The organism is Flavobacterium zubiriense (assembly GCF_041729725.1).
In the GTDB taxonomy this organism is placed as follows: domain Bacteria; phylum Bacteroidota; class Bacteroidia; order Flavobacteriales; family Flavobacteriaceae; genus Flavobacterium; species Flavobacterium zubiriense.
In genome coordinates this window covers 61,181-77,017 of sequence record NZ_JBCFQL010000009.1, presented here as the reverse complement: position 1 = coordinate 77,017, position 15,837 = coordinate 61,181, and the positions used below count along the sequence as shown (strand labels likewise).

Sequence of the window (15,837 nt, the reverse complement as noted above, 5' to 3'; positions counted from 1 at the left end):
ATACGTTGTAGAGACGCGATAAATCGCGTCTGTACGGATTTCATTGCGGATATTGCATGCCGTAATTGCGATTTCGAATATTGTAGAGACGCGATAAATCGCGTCTGTACGGTGGTGGATATACGGTGTAGAGACGCGATAAATCGCGTCTGTACGGATTTCATTGCGGGTATTGCATGCCGTAATTGCGATTTCGTATTGTGGGGAATATGTAGAGACGCGATTCATCGCGTCTATATTTGCGAAATCGAATGGTAGAGAATGATTGAGACGCGATAAATCGCGTCTGTACCGAAATGATGATATTCAATAAAAATGAAATATGAATAAATTTCAAAATAAATATCGCATACCATCCGCCCGATTGCAAAATTGGGATTACGGCGAAAATGGAGCGTATTTCATCACAATATGCATTGATAAAATGGAATGTTTATTTGGGGATGTTGTTTCCAATGCGAACGTAGAGACGCGATTAATCGCGTCTCTTCGGGATACGATTGATGAAAAATACGCCATGCAATTGAATGAATTGGGAAAAATTGCCCATGATATTTGGGAAGAAATTCCGAATAAATTTTCTTTTGTAGAATTGGGTAATTTTGTAATTATGCCCAATCACATGCATGGGATATTGATTATTAATAAAATGAAATTGCCATCAGATACCGTAAAAACGGGATTAATCGCGTCGAAAAATGAAAATGTCGAAAATGCCAATAGAAATGAATGCGTTGAGACGCGATTAATCGCGTCTAAAAATGAAAATGAGGAAAATGCCAATAGAAATGAATGCGTTGAGACGCGATTAATCGCGTCTGTACATGAAGATGTTAAAAAAGGAGGATTTGCAGGCGATAAAAATCCGATGCTAAATGAAAATATAGCACGCATCATTAGGTGGTATAAAGGCAGGTGTAGTTTTGAAATGCGTAAAATTCATGCCGATTTTAATTGGCAATCCCGATTTTACGATCATGTTATCCGTGATTCAAGAGCATTCGATACCATTCAAAATTATATAGAAGATAATCCTTCAAAATGGAAAAAAGATAAATTTCATAATTAAAAATATGAGCCACCAATCCGAAGCCACATTAGAAAACAACTTAATCAAGCAATTGATTGGTTTGAAATATACGTCTGTCAAAATTCAGGATGGAAACGCTTTAGTTTCCAACCTTAAAAGTCAGTTGGAGGTTTTTAACGAAACCACTTTTACCAATAAAGAGTTTGATGCTGTTTTGAATCACTTGGCCAAAGGCAATGTTTTTGAAAAGGCCAAAACACTACGGGATCGTTTTCAATTAACCAAGGAAGATGGGACTTCGTTCTATGTTCGGTTTTTTAATGCAGAGGATAATAGCAAGAATTTATATCAAGTTACCAATCAAATATCTTTAGAAGGCAGTTACAAGAATCGTTTTGATGTCACGCTTTTGGTCAATGGTTTGCCATTGGTACAAATAGAATTGAAACGTTCCGGCATCGAAATCAAAGAAGCTTTTAACCAAATCAATCGTTACCAAATGCATTCGTTTTGGAGCAACCACGGTTTGTTTCAATACGTGCAATTGTTTGTGATAAGTAATGGTGTAAACACTAAATATTTGGCTAATAATGAACTTCAATCTGTCAAACAAACCTTCTTTTGGGCCGATACTAACAATAAAAACATCACAGAATTACCTGAGTTTACTGCTTCTTTCCTCAGCCCAAATCAATTGGGTAAAATGATTGCACATTACATCGTGATCAACGAAACACTCAAAGTTATGATGGTGCTGCGACCGTATCAATTTTTTGCTACCGAAGCTATTATTCACCAAGTCAAAAACTCGAATGACAACGCCTACATTTGGCACACCACAGGATCGGGTAAAACCTTAACTTCCTTTAAGGCTAGCCAAATTTTGATGGAATTGCCCGAAGTCCATAAAGTCGTTTTTGTAGTAGATAGAAAAGATTTGGATTACCAAACCATGAATGAGTTCAACGCGTTCAAAAAAGACAGTGTTGATGTAACTGATAATACCCAATCTTTAGTAAGGCAATTGACGGACAATACCAAGTTGGTTTTAACCACCATTCAAAAATTAAACAACGCCATTTCGGAACGTTTTTCTGGTAAAATAGAAGCTCTACGACATAAGAAAATCGTTTTTATTTTTGATGAGTGTCATCGTTCGCAATTTGGAGAAACACACGACCGTATTACCAAATTCTTTGAAAAAAGTCAGTTAATCGGTTTTACAGGAACACCCATTTTTGCCGAAAATGCTTCTAAGAATGATTTAGGAAAACGTACCACCAAAGATTTGTTTGGCAACTGTTTGCACAAATACGTCATTACAGATGCAATAAGTGATGAAAACGTATTGCGTTTTGGGATAGAGTACATTGGGAGATATAAAAGTAAGAGCAATACTTTCATAGATATAGATGTAGAGGACATTGACAAACAAGAAGTATTGAACTCTAATATACGGCTTAGTAAAATTGTGGATTATATTATTGCGTATCACGGTCAAAAGACGTTCAATAGAGACTATTCGGCTTTATTTGCAGTTAGCAGTATTACTAATTTGATTAAATACTACGACCTTTTTCAACAAAAGAAAGAAGCTGGTGAGCATGATTTAAGGATTGCAGCTATTTTTACCTATGGAACAAACGAACCGTCAGAAAATTCAAAAGATTATTTGCCTGATGACGAAGTAGATTTTGATACAATTACAGAACCGCAAACTAAATATAATTCAACTCATACAAGAGATAAATTAGAAAAATATATTGCTGATTATAACGCGATGTACAAAGTAAGTTACAATACAAAAGACAGTAAGGAATTTGAGAACTATGCAACAAACATAAGTAAACGTTTAAAAGATCGGGAACGAAAAAACTTCAATCACAAGAAAGACCGATTGGATATTGTCATTGTAGTTAATATGATGCTTACCGGTTTTGATGCTAAAAAAGTGAATACACTTTATGTTGATAAAAATCTGCAACAGCACGGCTTGATACAAGCTTTTTCCAGAACTAACAGAACATTTGGAGATCAAAAATCACAAGGAAATATTTTATGTTTCCGTAACTTGAAAAAAGCAACTGACGAAGCCATAACTTTATTCTCAAACAAGGAGGCTATAGAAGTAATAACTATGCCCGAATATGAAAATATAGCTCAAAAAGTAGATGAAGCACTGCGACTTGTAAAAGATATTGCACCCACGTATCAAAGTGTTACTGATTTAAAAAGTGAAGAAGATCTTGCTAGATTTGTAATTGCTTTTCGTAAGTTATTGCGTAGTATGAACGTGCTGAAATCCTACACCGATTTTGACTGGGATGATTTAGCGATTGATGAACAAGAATTTAAATACTATGAAACAAAGTTTCTAGACATCAAAGATAAAGTTGATAGAGACCGTCAAAAGCAAAAAACATCAATTCTGGATGACATTGATTTTGAACTAGAATTAATTCATAGGGATAGTATTAATGTAGCATATATTATCAAGTTGCTAGCGCAATTAAAAAGCGAGAAAACACCAACGGCAGCTGCAGCGCAAAAGAAAGCCATTATTGATTTATTGGGAGGAGATATTCAGTTGCGAAGCAAAAGAGAGTTGATTCAAAAATTCATTGATGAGAATATGCCCAATATCAAAGACGTTGATTCTATTGAAGATGAATTTGAAAAATACTGGCAAGATCAAAAAGTATTGGCATTAGGCAAACTTTGCGAGGAAGAGCATTTGGACAAAGCACAATTCAAATCCTTGATAGATGCCTACATCTACAGTGGTCGAGAGCCTATTAAAGATGAAGTTTTTCAATGCCTAGACAACAGACCCAGCATCCTGCAAGCCAGAACCATTGGTGATCGAATTATAGCAAAAATGAAGGAGTTTGTGGAAGTTTTTGTAAAAGGGATGATGGCGTAATTGGTGTGCGATGAAAAAATAAATTAAACTTAAAATTTCTGTTGGTATTCCAGCAGAAGTCTTTTTACATTTTTACATGTTGCGTAAAACAAGTTTATGCTTGACCCAATCATACTTATAGCATGAATTTCATTATTCTTAACCCGTTGGGTGAAATTATCAAAAACGTCAATGGTAGTGTTTTTTGCGTAATGAAATGAAGCGAAAAATGTATCGAGAACCGTTTTCTATTCAATATTTTCTTCTTCTCGATACAAATTTTCCGAAAAAGCTGTCGCGTTTTCTGAAAATTCACTCGAACTGACGAAAATTTAATATCCAAAAACAATTTCACCCAACGAGTTATTCTTAATAACAATAACTACTCCAGAATATGTTCTTGACTTGGTGGTAATAAAACCTTTGAAAGCAAAGTCATATTTGTTAAAAAATATTTAATTTAATTAGGCTGTCACTTCAATTCTAAAAAAATTATTAGTTAAATTTGAAAACTATCATTCCTCCACAAATAATTCTTTGAATAGGAATTGATATAAATATCAAATTAGCAATAATTTTCAATGTCAATGACAAAAAATAAAAATCCTAATTCTGATAAGGAGTATCATTTTGATAATTTTTTTAAAATTTCAGCTGATTTAATTTGTATTGCTGGATTTGATGGATACTTTAAGAGAATTAATCCCGCCGTTTCAAAATTGTTAGGTTATTCTGAGGAGGAATTGTATGCCCGTCCCATACATGATTTTGTTTACACTCAAGATCTTAAAATAACACTTGAGACCAGAGAAGAAGTTTACAAAAACAAACCACTGCTAAATTTCGAAAATAGATATTTAACTAAAACTGGTCAGATTGTATGGTTATCCTGGACCTCTATGCCAGTTGAAGAGGAAAAATTAGTCTATGCTATTGCTAAAAACATTACACACAAAAAAAGAATTGAAGAAGAGCGCAATATACTCCTTGCTAACCTTACAAAAAACAACAAAGACCTCAAGCACTTAACTTACACCACTTCACATGATTTAAAGTCTCCTGTAAATAATTTGCTATCTGTATTTGACCTTATTGATACTTCTAAAATTAATGACGAAGAAACCCTTGAATTTATAAATATCCTAAAAATAACAACAGAGAATTTAAGAGAAACTTTAAAAAAATCTGTAGATGAATTAAGCAAAAAAGAGGAGTTAACGACTTCTATTGAAGTATTAAACTTAAATGAAATTTTAAACGAAGTATTACTTTCTATCCACTCTTTAATAGTCAATTCTAAAATTGAAATTACAATTGATTTCTCGGCAGTTTCCGAAATTAATTTCAATAAAGAATACCTAAAAAGCATCTTTTTAAACCTGATTACCAATTCAATAAAATACTCTAAACCAGACACTTTCCCTTCTGTTTCTATTACTTCTCAAAAAGAAAATGAAAAAAGGCAGTTAATCTATTCCGATAATGGATTGGGTTTTGACATGGAAAAAGTGAAAGATAAGATATTTGGTTTGCACCAAAAATTTCACAATCACATTGATAGCAACGGTATAGGACTTTACTTAATTTATAACCACATTACTAATTTAGGGGGTCGAATTGAAGTTGAAAGTAAAATAAACGAAGGCGCAAAATTTACAATAACATTCAAAGACTAAAAATAGAATCCCAATCACTGGGATTTAAGTAAATGGTGTTCATTTAAGCGATAAAGGCTACGAAAAATGGGCTAAGTTTGAAAATCTATAATTGAAGCACTATAAATTAAAAATGAAAAACACAGCCACAATTCGGACTGTTTGTCCCGAATCTAAAGGATTTTTAGTAGGTCAATGCAGTTAAGCACACAGTTACAAAATACGTTTTACTCTTAGTGCAATCTAATTGTACAAAACTATTATTGACTTAACTTTGCATTAATAAACGTTTAAAAGTAAAGTGATGAATATTTTAGAATTAATAGAAAAAAGATATACTGCAAAGAAATACAACACTGATAAAGTTCTACCACAAGAAAAAATCGAGGATTTAAAAGAAATTTTACGCCTCACTCCTTCTTCGATAAACATTCAGCCGTGGAAATTTACATTTGTACAAAATCCAGAAATCAAAGCTAAATTAGCTTCGGTTTCGATGCACAATACCGAAAAAATAAACCAAGCACAGTTATTAATTGTTTTTAGTGTTGCTGATGATCTGGATGCTTTTCAAAAAGTAGTGAATGAATTTCCTCCAGCCAGAAGAGACTGGTACAATCAAATTAAAGCAAATACACCCGAAACCGATTTAAAAATATGGCTTTCTAAACAAGTTTATATTGCACTGGGAGTGGGTTTGACCGCTTGTATTGCATTAGGTTTAGATTCGACAGCAATGGAAGGCATTGAAACCGATAAATACCAAGATATTTTGAACATGACCGCATACAAACCCCTTTTTGCAATGGCTGTTGGTTACGGTTCAGAAGACGATTTCAATCGAATTGAAATCAGCCCGAAATTAAGAAGATCACAAGAAAGTGTAATTGAAACAATTTAAAATTGTTGTTTTGAATTCTGTAACCTTTAAGGATAATGTTGTAAGGAATAGTCATAGCGAAGCGATAATTTTATTGAAACTTAAAAATTACAGCTATGAAGAAGAACAATCAAAATCCGAAAACGCCAAACAAAAAAGGTGAAGATAACAGAAGCGATATGAGAAAACATCAATACAAAGATCATGATGCCGTTTTAACAAACGACGAAAATTATGATGTTGACACTCAAAAATTTAAAGGGGAAGAACCTGATATGGATGATAAACTGAATAATGAAGAGAAAAAGTAATACCAATTAGAAATATAAAACAGTCCATTTTTTAGGCGCCCTCTCCTTTGGAGAGTCCCGATCCCGACTACTCGGGACGGGCGGGGTAAAAAAAACTGTTTTATATTTCTAAATAATATAAGAAGTCTCCTGACTTTGTTCCAACTACAATAAGCAACCAATACCAATCGGTAACAATAGAATCGCCTGTGAAGCTTACTAAGAAGTACGAATTTTGAAACTTTTTCTAGTTTTTATATAAATTAGACGCTAATTAAATCCCGTACTTTAGCTATTGAAGTTTAGTGATACTAAATTAAATAGCAACTTAACGAAATATAATATGAATAATTTATTTAGAGGACTTTTAGCAGGCTACGGCGCAAAAAAAATAGGTGGCGGATGTTTTGGAACCATCATTGTTTTTATTATTCTTTGGGTGTTGCTAGGTCAATGCAGTCACTAAACAAGGGTTTGTTTTAGACAAATACCTTCCTCTTTAAACCGAAAGCTATGTTTAAACGACATCGTTTTTCAATTTAAAACTAGTAATAATAAAAAAGACATTTATGGAAACGAATAATTTGGAATCAAACAGAAATGAAACACAAAACAACATAGAAAAATCGAACAATAAAAACATTTCTGATGACGCTGCTTTAACAGATTCAAAACTGAACAAAGAAGTGGATACTGATGTTGATGGTAATAAAATTATTGTTGACAGAGCAAGGAATGGAAGCGAAAATCCTGAAATGCTTTCAAACGAAATTGATTCAGATAATCCGAATGCTAAACGTGGAGTTACAACAGATAAAGAAGCTATGAAAACGGTGGAAAATAAAGACCTGAATTCTGACATTACTCCAAATCGTTATCCAAATTCACATCCTGATAATAAGGAGGACAGAGGGAATATGAAATTAGATGAATGAATAATTTGTTGCCACTTTTTTGTAAAAAATTAAGAACCAGTTGAAATTTTATTCAAATACATTATTCGGGTATTATTTCCAGGGCAAACGCAGCAGTTCAAAAAATAAAAAAAGTAGCCACGAATTACACGAAATAACACTAATTTGGATGTTATAATATTCCACAAATCTGCCAAAAGCAGATAAAAATTTGTATAATTTATTTTAGAAACAATTCTATTTGTGCTAATTCGTGTAATTCGTGGCAAAAATAAAACTCGTGTGTTAGCCCTGTATTATTTCTGGTACATTGAGCTTATCGATGTAATTTTTCTTATTTAAAACAAGTTCTTCAACAGATTTAAATTGAAAGAAGAGATCTTACACAAGCTTTAACTAAAAAATATCTTTTTTTATAAATACGATAAACCAAAAAATAGTAGCTTCGCAGGATTATTTTTAAAAAAATATTTTATGGCATCAGGTTTTTTCGCACTATTAGATGATATCGCAGCAATAATGGATGATGTTGCAGTAATGAGTAAAGTTGCCGCAAAAAAAACGGCTGGAATTTTAGGAGATGATTTAGCTGTAAATGCCGAAAAAGCTTCTGGTTTTATTTCGTCAAGAGAAATCCCTGTTTTATGGGCCATTGCAAAAGGTTCATTTTTCAATAAATTAATTATTCTTCCAATAGCCTTTTTACTCAGCGCTTTTTTTCCTGTGGCTATCATCATTATTTTAGTTTTAGGCGGATTATTTTTAGCCTATGAGGGTGCCGAAAAAATATACGAATTCTTATTTCATCGTCAACATAAAACGACCGATTTAACAATGCCTGTTTACACTGAAGCTGAAGTTTTATCTATGGAAAAAGAAAAAATAAAATCGGCTATCGTGACCGATTTTATTTTGTCGGTAGAAATTGTAATTATTGCATTAGGAACTGTAATAGAAGAACCTTTAAGCACACAAATTGCTGTGGTTTCTATTATCGCAATTATAGCAACTGTGGGAGTTTATGGAATAGTTGCCTTAATTGTTAGAATGGATGAAATGGGACTAAAACTTATTGCTATGAGTACTAAAGAACGTAGTATATCAAAATCTATAGGTACAATTTTAGTGAAAGCCTTACCAAAAGTCATCAAAAGTTTGTCTATTATTGGAACTATTGCTTTAATTTTAGTTTCTGGAGGAATCTTTGCACACAACATTGATTTTTTGCATCATTTTGCTGAACAATTGCCTTCTATTGTAAAAGAATTTATTCTTGGACTACTCTTTGGATTTGTGGTATTGGGAATTGTAAATCTTTTCAAAAAAATGTTGGGTAAGAATAATTCAAATAGCTTGTTGTAATCTTATTAAAAAAGAAATGTAATAAGTAAAAACAGTAATTTTTTCTAAATTCTAGTACTTCTACTCTTCATAAAAATACCTATTTTTGCAGTCTAAAAAATACTACCATGCCCAACAAAAAATACAAAATTGCTGTAATACAGCTGAATCTAAATGATATTGCCGAAAACAACCTAAAAAAATGTATCAGTTGGGTTCGTGATGCAGCTGGACAAGGTGCTGAAGTAATCTCTTTGCCTGAATTATACAGCAGTCATTATTTCTGTCAAAGTGAAGATGTAGACAATTTTGCATTGGCAGAACCCTTGTATAGCACTTCTTTTATAGCATTTAGCGAATTAGCCAAAGAATTAGGAGTGGTAATAATTGTACCTTTTTTCGAAAAAAGAATGGCAGGAATCTATCATAACAGTGCCTACATTATTGATACCGATGGAACCGAAGCCGGATTGTACCGAAAAATGCACATCCCAGACGATCCTGCTTTTTACGAAAAATTCTATTTCACTCCAGGTGATTTAGGTTTTAAAAACAACCCAACACAAAAAGGGAACATTGGAACTTTAATCTGTTGGGATCAATGGTATCCCGAAGCAGCTCGCATAACCGCTTTAAAAGGAGCTGAAGTTTTATTTTATCCAACAGCAATTGGATGGCATCCAAAAGAAAAAGAACAATACGGAGAAAACCAATACGGTGCATGGATGAATGTAATGAAAGGACACGCTGTAGCTAATGGAGTGTATGTTGCTGCAGCCAATAGAATTGGTTTAGAACAGTATTTACCTGATACCGCTGGAATTGAATTTTGGGGAGCCTCATTTATTGCTGGTCCACAAGGTGAAATTTTAGCTCAAGCTTCACACGATAAAGAAGAAATTTTAATTGCCGAAGTAGATTTGGACTTACAAGAAAACGTTCGCCAGAACTGGCCGTTCTTTAGAGATAGACGAATTGATGCTTTTGGAGATATTACAAAACGAGCCATTGATTAAGTTTTGGCACACCAATTCTTTTATTAAAACTTTAAAAATAAAAAATGGACTAGAGCGATTGCTTTAGTCCATTTTATTTTTTAGAAAAAAGACCTCCTAGTTTATAACAAATTAAGTAAAAAACAACTGCTTCATCCTATCATGCTTACTACTACATGTCTGTAACATAAATTTAATAGCTATTTTACACTGGATTCTCAATTATAATAACTGTCTCATTTTATGTGAGCCAAAATATAAAACAAAAAAAAGGCTGTTTCAACATAGTTAAAACAGCCTTCTATTATTATTTATAAAATTAATTTACTTTAAAAGTAACTCTTCTTACGATTTGACGTGCTTCTGGAGAATTTTTATTAACCGAATTGTCTTCGCCATTCCCTTTTACAGTTAATCTTGATGCGTCAATTCCAGCATTAGTCACAATATTTTTTACTGCTTCAGCTCTTTGTTGAGATAATGTTTGGTTATAACTTGAATTTCCAACTTCATCTGCATATCCAATGATCTCTGCACTTTTAGATGGATTGTTTTTCAAATATTTGATTAAAAAGTCAACTCCTGATAAAGATGCGTTTGTTGGTTTTGAAGAATTAAAATCAAAATACACATTTACATAACCACCATTAATTAGTTCTTCAACTGTATTATTATTTAGATTAGTATTACTGTTTTGTGCGAATCTTTTATCTAAATAGCTTTCTAATTCATCTGGAACACCATTTTGATTGTTATCAATAGATTGTCCTTTAGTATTAACAGCAACACCAGCTACAGAATTAGGTTCTAAATCATATAAATCAGCAACACCGTCTTTATCAGAATCGATTAGACTTGTTTCGATTAATTCAACTCTATTCTCTAAAGCATCGTATTTATCTGAATCCCCAATCCAGTCAGCATGTTTTTCATTTTTACCTAAGTAAAAAGTAAGACCTAATGAAGCATTAAAAATACTTCCGTTAAAAGCCTTTGCGTTAGTTTGTGACATCCCATCAAAATTATAACTCTGATTACCATTGATAATCCCAGTAAAATCTGCTGTTAAAGCAACAGAATTAGATATACGATATTGAGTAGTTAATCCAGCAATTCCATTAGCCATATAATCTTCTCCATTAAATCCATCTGATGTTAGCATTGAAACTCCAAAACCTCCATGTCCTAATAAACCTATTCTATTAGTCCAAGTTTCAAAATTTAAAACTCTACCTAAATTAATTATACCTTGTAAATCAGTTCTTAAGTAATTAGAATCAAAAGCAAAAGATTCATTACCTTCTTTCAATTTATCGTATCCAAAATCTAATTTCAATCCAAATTTTGGGTTAAACATATATCGTACTCCTAAATCTGCATGAAATAAATTAGGCGTTGCGGTATAAAATCCTGTAGTCATTGCTCCAGTTGTTTTATTAACACCAGCATTCAATTCAATAGACCATTTGTTATAAGCATTTACATCAACAGACCTTTCTGTAGAAGTTGTTCCCATGTTTTGTGCCGTTGCAGCGAAGGTTATTAGTAATAAGGATACGGTTGCAATTTTCTTTCTCATAATTATTTAATTTTCTGTTTTTAAAATCTGCACAAATATAAATCATATAATTCTGATAATTGTTATTTTAAAGTTATATAATTTCCACATATTTGGCTCTGTTTTTAACAAAGCCCTTAATTATATTAACAAAAAAAAATACTAACATTCTGACTATCAAAAGTTAAAATTATTTTTTTAAGCCGTTAGTTAGAATTATTAAAAACGTCATTTCGAGTGTTTTTTTGTTCAGAATCGACTCTTCGGGAAGGAACAAAAATGTATCGAGAACCGTATTTAATGAAATTTTTCTTATTCTCAATACGATTCTCCGTGGCGAATTACTTGAACTGACAAAAAATTATCATCAAAAACTAATTACACCCAACGGTTAATTTTCTATTAACCTTTGCAATCTTAAATTTATTGGAATCATTGCAAACAACACAAGTTTTAAAGTCATCTAAAACATTTTTTCTGCATTTGATATGGCTAAGCTGAGACTTTTTTATCATAAAGATTCAAAATGGTAATAGAGATTCTAAATTCTATTTAGCAATTAAACCCACCTTATTTAATAGTTTCTCTACCAAATAGTTTGCAACTCCGTCTTTATGATTGTTAGAAATAACTTCAAGGTGGGATAATTTATTTTTCAAACTATCAGGAGCATTCCCCATTACCAAACCTTTTGCAGAAGTATTCAACATTCCTTCGTCATTATAACCATCTCCAAAAGAAACAGCCTGATCAAATTGATAACCTTCAATTGCTAAAATTTGTGCTATTGCAACACTTTTATCTACTGATTTGTCCATAAATTCCAAACAGTGTGGCAAACTAAAAGCATGACTAAAAATGTCTGGGTGTTTTTCAAGAATTGTTTCTCTCAGTTCTACTAATTTTCCGTGACTTTCGTGAGTAAAAAAAATCTTAATAACATCATAATCTGTCACTTCTTTGTAATTTACTAATTCAGGGACATAATTGAGTTCGGTTTGAAATTCTAGTAATTTATCGTTATGTTTATTAGTTTGCCAGACGTTTTCTTTAAAAAGAACAGTAGTAAATTCTGCTGGGATATCCATCTCTAAAACTGATTTTACAGCACTACTTTCCATATTTGTTCTAAAAAGTAACTCCTTGCTAGGGGTATGAATTCGAGCTCCATTAGAGGTAACCAAATAAATTGGAAAACCTAAAGTCTCAATTATAGGCATAGCGTCAAGATGATGACGCCCTGTAGCAATAATTATCAAATAATTTTGTTGATGCAATTCCTTAAAAACCTGTTTGGTAAAATCTGAAATTCGGTGATCGCTGTTTAGTAATGTTCCGTCTAAATCGCTTATAATCACTTTTATATTTTCTTGTATCATATTTTATTTTACTCTAATTAAATACAAAAATATCCAAAACACAAAGAAAACATACCAAATAATTGTTGAAATAACAGCAAATTAACGTTGTGCTATTTTTATATGATTACTCATAAACCAAATAGCAAATTAAAATGTTAATTGATTGATTCTAGCGTATTCGTTTACTACTTTTTATTTCAGTTATTTTATACTTTTAACCCGTTGGGTGAAATTATCATAAACGTCAGTTCGAGTTTTTTTGCGTAATGAAATGAAGCCAAAAATGTATCGAGAACCGTTTTTAATGATTTTTTTCTTGTTCTCGATACGATTCGCCTCGTCAAATCACTCGAAGTGACGAAAATTATCATCAATTATTAACTACACAAACGGGTTAACTTATCTTGCTTTTATACGCTCCTGAGCATCAATTACAGCTACTGCAGTCATATTTACAATTTCATTCACACTGGCACCTAATTGAAGAATATGAACCGCTTCACTTAGTCCCATCATAATAGGTCCAATAGATTCTGACTTATTCAACTCCTTCAACAATTTATAAGTGATATTCGCTGATTCTAAATTTGGAAAAACAAGCGTATTTACTTTTTTACCTGCCAATTTTGAAAAAGGAAAAGTCTTTTGCAATAATTCGGTATTCAAAGCAAAATCCGTTTGAATGTCTCCATCCACTACTAATTCTGGATTATTTTCGTGCAAAATTTTAACTGCTTTTCTAACTTTAGCAGCATTAGGATGTGATGATGAACCAAAATTAGAATACGAAAGCATCGCAATAACCGGGTCAAAACCAAAAGTGTTAGCCACATTTGCCGTCATTTGGGCAATATCTGCTAATTCTTCTGCTGTTGGTTCGATATTAATTGCTGTATCTGCTAAAAACATTGGACCTCTTTCTGTTGTCAAAATATTAACTGTAGCCACTTTTTTCACATTCGCAGCTCTTCCAATCACTTCAAAAATAGGTTTTATAACCGTTGGATATGCTCTGGTGTAACCCGAAATCATTCCGTCAGCATCACCTTCCAGAACCATCATCGCCCCAAAATAATTTCGTTCTCTCATTTTTGACTGAGAACTGTATAAAGTGGCTCCACTTCTTTTTCTATTGTTCCAATATTTCTCTGCATATTGGGTTCTTTTTTCCTTAGATTCAGCATCTTTAGAATCAATAATTACCACATCAGCATGAAAGTCTAACTCATTTTTAAGCTCTAAAATGGTTTCTTTATGACCTAATAAAATCGGTATAGCAATTCCTTCTTCTAGAACAATTTGGGCTGCTTTTAAAACATCCAGTTGATCTGCTTCTGCAAATACAATCTTTTTAGGATTTGTTTTTGCTCTATTGTGAAGCATTCGAACTACCTTATTATCATTACCTGAACGCAACAATAATTCTTCTTTATAATTATCCCAATTTTCAATTGCAATGCGGGCAACTCCAGAATCCATTGCCGCTTTAGCCACGGCTGGAGGAACTGAATAAATCAATCTTGGATCAAAAGGTTTAGGGATAATATAATCTCTACCAAAAGTCAGACGCGTTTCTCCATAAGCAATATTTACCTGCTCAGGCACAGATTCTTTTGCTAATTCGGCTAAAGCTTTAACGGCAGCCATTTTCATAGCCTCATTGATTTTTGTTGCTCTAACATCCAGTGCACCTCTAAAAATATAGGGGAATCCCAAAACGTTATTCACTTGATTAGGATGATCGGAACGTCCTGTTGCCATGATAATATCTTTTCTGGTTTGCACCGCTAATTCATAACCAATTTCAGGATCTGGATTTGCCATTGCAAAAACAATTGGATCTTTTGCCATGGTGAGCAACATCTCAGCATTAACAACATCGGCAATGGATAACCCTATAAAAACATCGGCATCGACCATCGCTTCTTCCAGAGTATCAATCTTTCTGTCTGAGGCAAATTCTAATTTTTCAACAGATAAATTTTCTCTGTCACTTCTAATTACGCCTTTACTGTCTAACATCACAATGTTTTCAGCACGGGCACCAAAAGCTTTATATAATTTAGTACAAGAAACAGCTGCAGCTCCTGCTCCACTTATTACAATGCGTACTTCATCAATTTTTTTATTGGTAATTTCTAATGCGTTTAATAAGGCAGCCGCTGATATAATTGCAGTTCCATGCTGATCGTCATGCATCACCGGAATATCCAATTCTTCTTTAAGTCTTCTTTCGATTTCAAATGCTTCTGGCGCTTTAATGTCTTCTAGATTAATTCCTCCAAAAGTAGGCGCCATTATTTTTACCGTTTCAACAAATTTATCCACATCTTTGGTGTCTAATTCAATGTCGATACTGTCAATATCAGCAAAAATTTTAAATAATAACGACTTTCCTTCCATGACCGGTTTAGAAGCTTCCGGACCAATATCTCCCAATCCTAAAACCGCAGTTCCGTTAGATATTACCGCTACCAGATTTCCTTTGGCAGTATATTTATAGACATTATTCACATCTTTGGCAATTTCTAAACAAGGTTCAGCTACTCCTGGAGAATAGGCCAATCCTAAATCACGTTGTGTGGCATACGGTTTTGTAGGTACTATTTTGATTTTTCCAGGTTGTGGTTCAGCATGGTATAATAAGGCGTCTCTTCTTAATTTTTCTTTACTCATAAATTCAATTATAAAATTTAATAATTCTTAATTCTAATTTGTCTTTTGATTGTGTAATAATTGTTAATTATTATAAAAACAACCATTTAACTTATAACAATCTGGTTCTATTGTTAGTCCAAAAGCAACTGCCGAAAGATAAATAATTTTATTGGCATGTACTGCTTTTGAAGACAAAACAATCAAGGCAAATGCAAGAGTTATATTTTTGACACGAATTACACTAATTTGCACA

At 32.8% G+C, this 15,837-nt stretch carries 11 protein-coding genes; 8 read left to right on the top strand and 3 right to left on the bottom strand.

What is annotated here, in order from left to right; all coding sequences use genetic code 11:
• The first annotated feature begins 322 nt into the window (after positions 1–322).
• The 8 genes from AAGV28_RS09555 (at position 323) to AAGV28_RS09520 (ending at position 10,028) form a co-directional block, all read left to right on the top strand.
• Positions 323–1,069 (top strand): hypothetical protein, encoded by a 747-nt coding sequence (locus AAGV28_RS09555; protein ID WP_373406591.1) that lies wholly within the window; start codon positions 323–325, stop codon positions 1,067–1,069.
• Between the two features lie 4 nt (positions 1,070–1,073).
• The gene (locus AAGV28_RS09550) at positions 1,074–3,953 is read left to right on the top strand and encodes a type I restriction endonuclease subunit R (RefSeq protein ID WP_373406590.1); all 2,880 of its coding nucleotides are present in this window, start codon (positions 1,074–1,076) and stop codon (positions 3,951–3,953) included.
• 566 nt (positions 3,954–4,519) lie between these two features.
• Positions 4,520–5,608 carry a PAS domain-containing sensor histidine kinase gene (locus AAGV28_RS09545; RefSeq protein ID WP_373406589.1) on the top strand — a complete coding sequence of 363 codons (1,089 nt, stop codon included), beginning with the start codon at positions 4,520–4,522 and terminating at the stop codon, positions 5,606–5,608.
• Positions 5,609–5,891: 283 nt separating this feature from the next.
• Entirely contained in the window at positions 5,892–6,488 is a 597-nt protein-coding gene (locus tag AAGV28_RS09540) for a nitroreductase family protein (protein WP_373406588.1), read from the top strand.
• 95 nt (positions 6,489–6,583) lie between these two features.
• Positions 6,584–6,778 (top strand): hypothetical protein, encoded by a 195-nt coding sequence (locus tag AAGV28_RS09535; RefSeq protein WP_373406587.1) that lies wholly within the window; start codon positions 6,584–6,586, stop codon positions 6,776–6,778.
• A gap of 548 nt (positions 6,779–7,326) precedes the next feature.
• Entirely contained in the window at positions 7,327–7,692 is a 366-nt protein-coding gene (locus tag AAGV28_RS09530) for a hypothetical protein (protein ID WP_373406586.1), read from the top strand.
• 453 nt (positions 7,693–8,145) lie between these two features.
• Positions 8,146–9,033, top strand: a complete 888-nt coding sequence (locus AAGV28_RS09525) for a DUF808 domain-containing protein (RefSeq protein ID WP_373406585.1) — start codon at positions 8,146–8,148, stop codon at positions 9,031–9,033.
• Between the two features lie 107 nt (positions 9,034–9,140).
• Complete coding sequence (locus tag AAGV28_RS09520; RefSeq protein WP_373406584.1) at positions 9,141–10,028, top strand: carbon-nitrogen hydrolase; 888 nt, start codon at positions 9,141–9,143, stop codon at positions 10,026–10,028.
• Between the two features lie 298 nt (positions 10,029–10,326).
• On the opposite strand, the gene AAGV28_RS09515 is transcribed toward AAGV28_RS09520, so the two are convergent.
• The 3 genes from AAGV28_RS09515 to AAGV28_RS09505 form a co-directional block, all read right to left on the bottom strand.
• Positions 10,327–11,586: an OmpA family protein gene (locus AAGV28_RS09515; protein WP_373406583.1), complete on the bottom strand. Its 1,260-nt coding sequence runs from the start codon at positions 11,584–11,586 to the stop codon at positions 10,327–10,329.
• Positions 11,587–12,113: 527 nt separating this feature from the next.
• The gene (locus tag AAGV28_RS09510) at positions 12,114–12,944 is read right to left on the bottom strand and encodes an HAD family hydrolase (protein WP_373406582.1); all 831 of its coding nucleotides are present in this window, start codon (positions 12,942–12,944) and stop codon (positions 12,114–12,116) included.
• A 381-nt stretch (positions 12,945–13,325) separates the two neighbouring features.
• A complete protein-coding gene (locus AAGV28_RS09505) occupies positions 13,326–15,602 on the bottom strand; it encodes an NADP-dependent malic enzyme (protein WP_373406581.1) in 2,277 nt (758 codons plus the stop codon).
• Positions 15,603–15,837: the final 235 nt, after the last annotated feature.

Bases quoted from the DNA above. Each gene is read 5' to 3' on its own strand.
- AAGV28_RS09510 (WP_373406582.1), bottom strand. From the start codon at position 12,944: ATGATACAAGAAAATATAAAAGTGATTATAAGCGATTTAGACGGAACA.
- AAGV28_RS09530 (WP_373406586.1), top strand. From the start codon at position 7,327: ATGGAAACGAATAATTTGGAATCAAACAGAAATGAAACACAAAACAAC.
- AAGV28_RS09525 (WP_373406585.1), top strand. From the start codon at position 8,146: ATGGCATCAGGTTTTTTCGCACTATTAGATGATATCGCAGCAATAATG.
- AAGV28_RS09555 (WP_373406591.1), top strand. From the start codon at position 323: ATGAATAAATTTCAAAATAAATATCGCATACCATCCGCCCGATTGCAA.
- AAGV28_RS09520 (WP_373406584.1), top strand. From the start codon at position 9,141: ATGCCCAACAAAAAATACAAAATTGCTGTAATACAGCTGAATCTAAAT.
- AAGV28_RS09505 (WP_373406581.1), bottom strand. From the start codon at position 15,602: ATGAGTAAAGAAAAATTAAGAAGAGACGCCTTATTATACCATGCTGAA.
- AAGV28_RS09540 (WP_373406588.1), top strand. From the start codon at position 5,892: ATGAATATTTTAGAATTAATAGAAAAAAGATATACTGCAAAGAAATAC.
- AAGV28_RS09550 (WP_373406590.1), top strand. From the start codon at position 1,074: ATGAGCCACCAATCCGAAGCCACATTAGAAAACAACTTAATCAAGCAA.
- AAGV28_RS09515 (WP_373406583.1), bottom strand. From the start codon at position 11,586: ATGAGAAAGAAAATTGCAACCGTATCCTTATTACTAATAACCTTCGCT.
- AAGV28_RS09535 (WP_373406587.1), top strand. From the start codon at position 6,584: ATGAAGAAGAACAATCAAAATCCGAAAACGCCAAACAAAAAAGGTGAA.
- AAGV28_RS09545 (WP_373406589.1), top strand. From the start codon at position 4,520: ATGACAAAAAATAAAAATCCTAATTCTGATAAGGAGTATCATTTTGAT.